The organism is Arsenophonus sp. ENCA (genome assembly GCF_002287155.1).
GTDB lineage: Bacteria > Pseudomonadota > Gammaproteobacteria > Enterobacterales > Enterobacteriaceae > Arsenophonus > Arsenophonus nilaparvatae.
Genome location: NZ_NHNG01000071.1, coordinates 1 through 7,540, shown reverse-complemented (window position 1 = coordinate 7,540; position 7,540 = coordinate 1). Strand labels below are relative to the sequence as shown.

The 7,540-nt window shown below is 52.4% G+C and carries 10 protein-coding genes and 2 pseudogenes; 11 read left to right on the top strand and 1 reads right to left on the bottom strand.

What is annotated here, in order from left to right; translation table 11 throughout:
* The first annotated feature begins 216 nt into the window (after positions 1 to 216).
* From CBG25_RS02265 to CBG25_RS02215, 11 genes and pseudogenes are all read left to right on the top strand, one after another.
* A complete protein-coding gene (locus CBG25_RS02265; RefSeq protein ID WP_280624565.1) occupies positions 217 to 450 on the top strand; it encodes a hypothetical protein in 234 nt (77 codons plus the stop codon).
* A 57-nt stretch (positions 451 to 507) separates the two neighbouring features.
* Positions 508 to 828: an IclR family transcriptional regulator gene (locus tag CBG25_RS02260; protein WP_290604228.1), complete on the top strand. Its 321-nt coding sequence runs from the start codon at positions 508 to 510 to the stop codon at positions 826 to 828.
* Between the two features lie 12 nt (positions 829 to 840).
* Entirely contained in the window at positions 841 to 1,494 is a 654-nt protein-coding gene (locus CBG25_RS02255) for a DUF3102 domain-containing protein (RefSeq protein ID WP_290604227.1), read from the top strand.
* Positions 1,495 to 1,613: 119 nt separating this feature from the next.
* Positions 1,614 to 1,907 (top strand): hypothetical protein, encoded by a 294-nt coding sequence (locus tag CBG25_RS02250; protein WP_290604226.1) that lies wholly within the window; start codon positions 1,614 to 1,616, stop codon positions 1,905 to 1,907.
* Positions 1,904 to 3,691, top strand: coding sequence for a transposase family protein (locus tag CBG25_RS02245; RefSeq protein WP_290604225.1), 1,788 nt, complete (start codon positions 1,904 to 1,906; stop codon positions 3,689 to 3,691). Before CBG25_RS02250 ends, CBG25_RS02245 begins: the two co-directional genes overlap by 4 nt.
* 12 nt (positions 3,692 to 3,703) lie before the next feature.
* On the top strand, positions 3,704 to 4,063 hold the full coding sequence (locus CBG25_RS02240; RefSeq protein WP_290604224.1) for a helix-turn-helix transcriptional regulator: 360 nt from the start codon (positions 3,704 to 3,706) through the stop codon (positions 4,061 to 4,063).
* Between the two features lie 87 nt (positions 4,064 to 4,150).
* Positions 4,151 to 4,972, top strand: a pseudogene (locus tag CBG25_RS02235) (AAA family ATPase); the annotation flags it as partial.
* 98 nt (positions 4,973 to 5,070) lie between these two features.
* Complete coding sequence (locus CBG25_RS02230) at positions 5,071 to 5,292, top strand: hypothetical protein (RefSeq protein ID WP_290604223.1); 222 nt, start codon at positions 5,071 to 5,073, stop codon at positions 5,290 to 5,292.
* Positions 5,289 to 5,519, top strand: a complete 231-nt coding sequence (locus CBG25_RS02225) for a hypothetical protein (RefSeq protein WP_290604222.1) — start codon at positions 5,289 to 5,291, stop codon at positions 5,517 to 5,519. The genes CBG25_RS02230 and CBG25_RS02225 overlap by 4 nt, the downstream gene beginning before the upstream one ends.
* 32 nt (positions 5,520 to 5,551) lie before the next feature.
* Positions 5,552 to 6,080, top strand: a pseudogene (locus tag CBG25_RS02220) (host-nuclease inhibitor Gam family protein).
* Positions 6,080 to 7,090, top strand: a complete 1,011-nt coding sequence (locus CBG25_RS02215) for a DNA cytosine methyltransferase (RefSeq protein ID WP_290604221.1) — start codon at positions 6,080 to 6,082, stop codon at positions 7,088 to 7,090. The pseudogene CBG25_RS02220 and the gene CBG25_RS02215 overlap by 1 nt, the downstream one beginning before the upstream one ends.
* Positions 7,091 to 7,168: 78 nt before the next feature.
* On the opposite strand, the gene CBG25_RS02210 is transcribed toward CBG25_RS02215, so the two are convergent.
* On the bottom strand, positions 7,169 to 7,540 hold a 372-nt coding region (locus CBG25_RS02210; protein ID WP_290603757.1), incomplete at its 5' end, for a transposase.

Here is a 7,540-nt window from a genome sequence, read left to right as displayed (position 1 = left end):
TGCCCCCCCCCCCCCGCAATCGTGATATTGTCCGCCGTACTGACAGACAGGCTGGTTGCCGCTTTTTTCTTTGCCATACAGGTCTCCTTTAGGCCGATAACAGCCCGTGATTTTTAACTATGATAAGAAACACACAAAAACAAACAAAAAAGACTTTACATCATTTTGAATGTTAATGTATATTTATTTTTAACTTTTTATGACGGAGGTAACACCATGTCACTGCAACACCCCGCTGACTTTAAGTGCAGTTTTTATAACAGAATCTATCAGGACTACCCGACGGTGGCGGCATGGGCACGCCAATCCGGCTTCAAACCCTATCAGGTTTATATGTTGCTTGATGGCTCCTGCCAGGGCTGGCGCGGGGAAGCACGTAAAATCAAACAGGCCATTGAACAGATCATGGGTTCCCCCATGCCATCGGGCAAAAAACGCCATAAAAAATAACATTCGCCTGTTTCACTGACGGTAACACAATTTCCATTAATGAAAAAGAGGCATCCGATGAAAAACACCTTATTACTGCACCCTTCTTCACGTACACGGCGGGCGCTGCGTATTTTAAAAGCCATGAAAGGGCATTACCGCGACGGCCTGTCCAATAAAGCCTTGGCGGCGCTAATCAATGACTCTGCGGCCAATATCAGTCGCACCCTGCCATTTTTAGTGGAAGAAGGGATGGTTGAGCGGCGCTTCAATGGGAATTACGCCCTGAGTGAAGAATTGATACAGATTGCTCTTGCCTTTTCTGATGAAACCGAACGCGCACAAATCAAGATGGCAGAACGGCGTGGCCGCTACGTAGCCTCACCGTCAAAACCGTAAGAGGACAAAATAATGGGTAGAAAAGCGTTACCGATGACGGCTGAAATTGCCCCCGAACAACCGTTGGCACCGGATTTAATGAACAACCTTAATGCCCTGGCTGAACATCAGCAGGCCATTATGGATAAGTACGGCGAGGGTTTGCCCTATGAAAGGGAGCGGATTGTGCATGAAGCGCGCTTCTATATGGCACAGAGTGCCGAAGCCATGCTGGAGGCGGGGAAACGGCTAATTATTCTTAAAGAGAATGAGCCTTATGGGGAATTCACAAAAATATTAACAGAACAGTTAGCGTTAACTAACGGAACAGCACATCGCATGATGCAGGCATCTATCAAATACCTTTCGCCTAGATTGCAGTCAGAATTACCATCGCTGGTAAAACTTGGAAAAACCAAACTTTATGAGCTGATGCTAGAAGACGACGAAGACCTCGCCGAGCTGGCCGAAGGCGGCACTATCGCGGGCCTTACGCTCGATGAGGTTGATCGCATGTCAGTGCGTGAACTAAAGGCAAAACTGCGTGAAACGGAAAAGATGCTCGAAGCTAGCCACGACCGAGTCAGAGAAAAAGAAGAAAAAATCAATAAACTGAGTGACAAGCTGATACTCGATCAACCTCGCCCATTAGAGGCTGTCGCAAAAGAGGTAGTATCATGTTTTTAATGATTTCAATATTTTGATTTTAAAGAAAAAATTAAATTATTTTTATTGTAAATACCCCTTTTGCGACAGCCTCATTAGGGGAAGAGGGCGTACGTCAACTCCGTGAAGAGATTGGCCTGGTGGGCTTTGATGTTAAAGCCATATTAATGGGGCGCTTTCGGGAAGGGCTGGAAAAATTACATAGCCACAGTGGTGATATCACGTCCCACGCCGATTATTTAGCCGGCCTGCTTAATGATATTGAGTTTGAAATCAATGTGTTACGCAGTGATTTTTCATTACCTCACCACGCAGTATCAGAGTTGGTACCTGACTGGGCAAAAGCCGATGCGGATGTCGACGATGCAGATTTTCAGTTACCAGAACATCTGCGCGGTACCGGACAGGATGATGTCGAGGAGGTGGTGTCATGAACCCCATCCTGACCGAACGCCTGTTAACGATTGCCCAGGCTGCCGAGAAAGCCGGGCATGGCGGCAAAGACGCGGTGTATCAGACAGGATGTCAGGCACTCGGTATTTCCAAAGCCACGCTGCTGCGAAAAATCAAACAGGTCAGTTATAAACCGCCGCGCAAACAGCGGGTGGATTATGGCACCAGCGCCCTGACCCGCGACGAAGCCCTGCTGATATCCGGCGTGATGATGGCCTCGCATCGCAAAAACGGCAAGCGCCTTTACAGTCTGGAGCAGGCGGTTAATGACCTGCGGGCGAACAACCTGATTAATGCCGGGTATATTGATAACGAGACCGGCGAGTGGTTCCCCCTGTCGGTGGATGCCATCAGCCGTGCGCTGTACCGTTATCGCCTGCACCCCAACCAGTTAGGCGCATCTGCCCCTTGCGTCCAGTTAAAAACCGACCATCCTAATCATGTTTGGCAACTGGATGCGTCGCTGTGTGTGCTCTATTACCTGAAAAATCCCGCCAAAGGTCGCAATACGCGCGATAGCGGCCTGCGCATGATGCGTAAAGCGGAATTTAACCCCAACAAACCCAAAAATCTGGCCCGTATTGTTAATAACCGTGTCTGGTCATTTGAGCTGACCGACCATACCAGCGGCTGGATTTACGCCGAGTACCGTTTCGGCGGCGAAACAACGCAAAACTTTACCGATGTACTGATTAATGCCATGCAAGAACGCGGTGGGGCCGACGTACTGCATGGTGTGCCGCGCATCCTTTATACCGACCCCGGTTGCGCGCTGGTCTCGTCCACCATGCGCAACCTGTGTAAAACTCTTGGTATTCAACTTATCGCCCATAAAGCCGGTAATGCCCGCGCCACCGGCTCAGTGGAAAAGGCGCGCGACATTCTGGAGTGCAATTTTGAATCCGGTTTACGGTTTGTGCAAGTCGATAATATTGATGAACTGAACCGCCTGGTCGGGTTATGGCGTAAAAAGTATAACCGCACCGCAGTGCATCGGCGTACCGGCATGACCCGCACCGACTGCTGGTTACGGATCACCCCGCAGCAGTTAATCAAGGCACCACCCGTTGAAATATGCCGTGAACTGGCCGTCAGTCTGCCGGAAAGCCGTAAGGTCAGCGCACATCGGCGCGTATCGTTCAGGGGGAGTGAATACGATGTACGGCAAGTCCCCGGCGTTTGCGTGGGCGACACCGTACAGATAGTGCGTAACCCCTGGCGTGACAGTGAAGCGCAGGTAGTGATAATGAATGCGGACGGGCTGGAAACCTTCTGCCGGGTGCCGGAAGTGGCAAAAGACGACTACGGCTTTGCCCTCAATGCCCCGACACTTGGTGAATCGTTCAAGGCATTACCCCACACCGCCGCGCAACACCATCTGGCCGAAGTCGAGCAGGCGATGTATGGCACCACCACGCCGGGAGAAACCGCTGCCGCGCAAAAAGCCAATGCGCTACCGCTGGGCGGTCGCTTTAACCCTTATCTGGACAATGAGCGCGATACCCCACCGATTTACCTCCCCAAACAGGGGCAGGTATCCACGGTTTGTGCCCCGCGTTTTGAAGAACGCGTAAACCCGGTCGTGGTGGTACAACGTCTGCGGGCGCGTTTTCAGGCGGCGGGCAAGACCTGGCGCAGTGAATTCTACACCTCACTCACCCAACGCTTCCCTGACGGTATTCCGGCTGACCAGGTCGATGCACTGGGTGATGAACTGATGGCCCAGTCCACCGAGGTGGTGGTCAGCCTGGCCAGTCACGGTTAACGGGAGGCCATCATGCTGAAACTCAAAACCCTGCTACAACAGCACAACCTGACCCAGGCGGCACTGGCCCGTGAGCTTGACCTTTCCGAGGCGACTCTGGCGCAAATAGTCAATCACCATCAGTGGCCGAAACAGGGCGCCGACGCACTAAAACAGCGTATCCGGGCCTGGCTAAGTGACCAGGGCATCGCGGCGGACGACTGCTTTGACGGAGTAACGTCCGGCGGCAAGGAAAAGCGCACACCACCTAGCAATGAGGAAGACACCATGTTACTAAAAAAACAGGTATTACTGCCTGCCACCAAAAAGCATTTCGGGCTGTTTCGCGCCCCGTTTGATGAGAGGCTGTCGCAAAAGGGGTATTTACAATAAAAATAATTTAATTTTTTCTTTAAAATCAAAATATTAAAATCATTAAAAACATGATACTACCTCTTTTGCGACAGCCTCGATGATAACGCGGTACAAGGTCATGAAGATGTGTTTTTAACCCCTGAAAGCCGTTATGTGCGCGAGGCGTTGTACCAGACCGCCCGCTATGGCGGCTTTATCGCCGTTATCGGTGAATCCGGCTCGGGTAAAAGTACCCTGCGTCGTGACCTGACTGACCGCATCTATCGGGAAAACGCCCCGGTGGTGGTGATTGAACCCTATGTGCTAGCGATGGAAGACAACGACCATCAGGGTAAAACCCTGAAAGCCGCCAGTCTCGCCGAAGCTATTGTCCATACGCTGGCCCCACTGGAAAAACTGAAACGCTCGCCGGAGGCCCGCTTTCGTCAGTTACACCGACTGTTGAAAGACAGCAGCCGCGCCGGGTACAGCCATGTGTTAGTGATTGAAGAAGCCCATGCGCTGCCCATACCGACCTTAAAGCACCTTAAACGCTTCTTTGAGCTGGAAGACGGCTTTAAAAAACTGCTGTCCATCGTGCTGCTGGGACAACCCGAACTGGGCGACAAGTTATCAGAGCGCCTGCTGGCCGTCAGGGAAGTGGTGCAGCGCTGCGAGGTGATTGACCTGCCGCCGCTGGATGAACACCTGGCTGATTTTCTTGATTTCAAGTTTAAACGCGTCGGCGGCGACMTKRRCAAMGTYCTCGGCCCGGATGCGATACCGGCACTRCGYCAACGCYTAAGCTGGCTGCGCCCGAAAAAAGACACRCCGGTCAGCCTGCTTTAYCCCCTGGCTATCGGCAATCTGGTGACCGCCGCCATGAACCTGGCCGCCGAGAACGCYATCCCGGTTATCGACGCCAATATTRTCCACAGYGTGCATTAAAGGAGGCTTTTATGCTSAACCCCGCCGTGACCATTAAAAACCCGTCAGCGATGACCTACCAGGCYATCCAGCAGCAGTTCAGGCAATGCYTGTCGGTGATGGACAACCTCAGCCAGGAAGGTTTTACCGTCAGTCAGTTTACCGTTGATGGCTATAGCCGTCCGACCATYACCCTGCTGCATGACCGACGGTGTGATGCCTTRCATMAAAAGGGSCATGCCGTKCGYTATGCCCTGGGTACMGACCGTCAGGGCCGCTGGGAAAAATACCAGTTCCTGCAAGATAACTGCCGAATAACCTGGGAGGTACGTTCATCATGACAACACGACCTGTCCGTATTACCGCTCGCCAATCGGTTTATCTGGCAAAAACCGTGGATATTACCGAACAGGACTATGAAACCTATTTATCGATTTGCGAGAACTGCCGTGATTTTGATGAACAAGACCGGCGTCTTGGTGAAATAGCGGCCCGATACCCCATGAATTTATTTGAGCATATTCAATACAGCGACGCCCTTGAAGACATTATTTTCGAGCGCGTTTAATCCCCGACGTTGTTAATTAACAGGTAAAAAAGATGGCAAAAAAAATAACGCGGCTTAAAGCCGCGGCGGGTGCCTGCACGCCGCAAACCCGCGAACAGGTGATGGACGATATTAAACGGATGGGCGATATCCAGCGGGAAATGACCCGACTGGAGACGCAGATTAACGATGAAATTGCGCGGTTAACTCACCAACACGCTGCCAATATTGAAGGCATGAAAGCCCGYATCACCCTGTTGCAAARAGGWATMCAGACCTGGTGYGARGCMAACMGNGRAGSANCTKACCSAAAACGGCAAAACCAAAACCGCCAAYCTGATAACCGGCGAGGTGTCATGGCGTAACCGCCCACCGTCCGTTTCGCTAAAAGGRATGGACGATATCCTGCAGGCGCTGGRARAMARCGGRCARAMYGACTGCATTATTCGCAARGMACAGSTTGATAAAMAKGCCCTGCTWAAAAAKCAGGACAYYATCMRGMSACTGAATATYCCCGGCATYACGTTTCRYAACCAGCTTGAGGATTTCATTATTACCCCCTTTGAGCAGGAAGTGCAGTAATGCGCGCCTGGTATAACGACACTGACCCCTATGTGGGGCAGTGGCTGCGAAACCTGATAGCCGCCGGGCATATTGCGCCTGGTGATGTCGATGAACGTTCAATCGAGGAGATTAAACCCGATGAGTTACAGAGCTACACCCAGTGTCATTTCTTCGCCGGAATCGGCACCTGGTCATACGCCCTGCGAAAAGCGGGCTGGCCCGATGATAAAGCCGTGTGGACAGGCAGTTGTCCGTGCCAGCCTTTCAGCGCAGCAGGCAAGGGAAAGGGATTTGCTGACGAGCGGCACTTATGGCCCGCGTTCTTCCACCTCATCCAGCAGTGCAAACCTGACGTTATCTTTGGTGAGCAGGTTGCAAGCCCTGACGGACTCGCCTGGCTCGAGCTTGTACAGACTGACCTGGAAGCAGAGAACTACGCCACAGCAGCGCTTGATTTATGCGCTGCGGGCTTCGGTGCGCCGCACATCCGACAACGACTTTACTGGGTGGCCGACGCCCACTACGCGGGACGGAAAGGATGGCAGGGAATGCCCGAATGTGCCGCTCAATGCCCTGTTGGGGAGGGTGGTGTGGTTAACGGGCTGGCCAACACCGACTGCCGGCAACACGAAAAATGCCTATCAGGACTGGAAGAAGGTTTTAGCACGGAAACGCGCAGGGAGACAGTCCAATTTACAGGACGTTGCCTGTCTGACGGGAGGGTCGACAATGACACCACCTGTCCGACTCACGGCTTCTGGCGAGAGGCTGACTGGCTCTGCTGCCGGGATGGAAAGTGGCGGCCAGTTGAACCCGGCACACGCCCGCTGGCTAATGGGATTACCAACAGAGTGGGACGACTGCGCGCCTACGGTAACACCCTCAATGCGCCACAGGCCCACAACTTCATAGCTGCCTGCATGCACGCCCTCACCCTGGACACCGCTAAAACAATCCCACCGTCAGACGTCAGGGCACCTCGAAAAACTCAAGATTTTCAATTAACCCTTGGCTTTCATTCTAAATAATTAGATTTTTTTTGATTATCACGCTACTGATTCTATCGCACATTGCCCTGGCTAGGGCCATTTGACCCATTCTGGGCGTCAGAAAGCCACGATGCACGCGCTCTGGAAGTACGCCAACCGCTTTAGGTTGTAACATGCTGCCATCATCGTCATGGCAAAATTAGCGCGCACCTGTCCAATGGTGCGGATCAGTTTTCTACCCATTTGTTCCATCGCCGCAAATGCATGTTCAACCCGTGCCCTAGTCTTTGCAATCCTGTGGTTTCGCCCTTGCTGAGTCTTGGACAACGGTTTGTTTCGATGGCCTTTACGCTGAATCTGGCTCCTATAGCCGTTTGCCTTCAGCCAAGCTTCCCGCTCCGCAGAGGGATAGCCTCGGTCGGCGTAGATATTGCGATTGGTGTTGGCCTTGTCAATGACCCTTTCGAAATGCTGACTGTCGTGGGTGCT

Coding starts and splice junctions, on each gene's coding strand:
- CBG25_RS02240 (WP_290604224.1), top strand. CDS start 3,704: ATGCTGAAACTCAAAACCCTGCTACAACAGCACAACCTGACCCAGGCG.
- CBG25_RS02255 (WP_290604227.1), top strand. CDS start 841: ATGGGTAGAAAAGCGTTACCGATGACGGCTGAAATTGCCCCCGAACAA.
- CBG25_RS02225 (WP_290604222.1), top strand. CDS start 5,289: ATGACAACACGACCTGTCCGTATTACCGCTCGCCAATCGGTTTATCTG.
- CBG25_RS02265 (WP_280624565.1), top strand. CDS start 217: ATGTCACTGCAACACCCCGCTGACTTTAAGTGCAGTTTTTATAACAGA.
- CBG25_RS02215 (WP_290604221.1), top strand. CDS start 6,080: ATGCGCGCCTGGTATAACGACACTGACCCCTATGTGGGGCAGTGGCTG.
- CBG25_RS02260 (WP_290604228.1), top strand. CDS start 508: ATGAAAAACACCTTATTACTGCACCCTTCTTCACGTACACGGCGGGCG.
- CBG25_RS02245 (WP_290604225.1), top strand. CDS start 1,904: ATGAACCCCATCCTGACCGAACGCCTGTTAACGATTGCCCAGGCTGCC.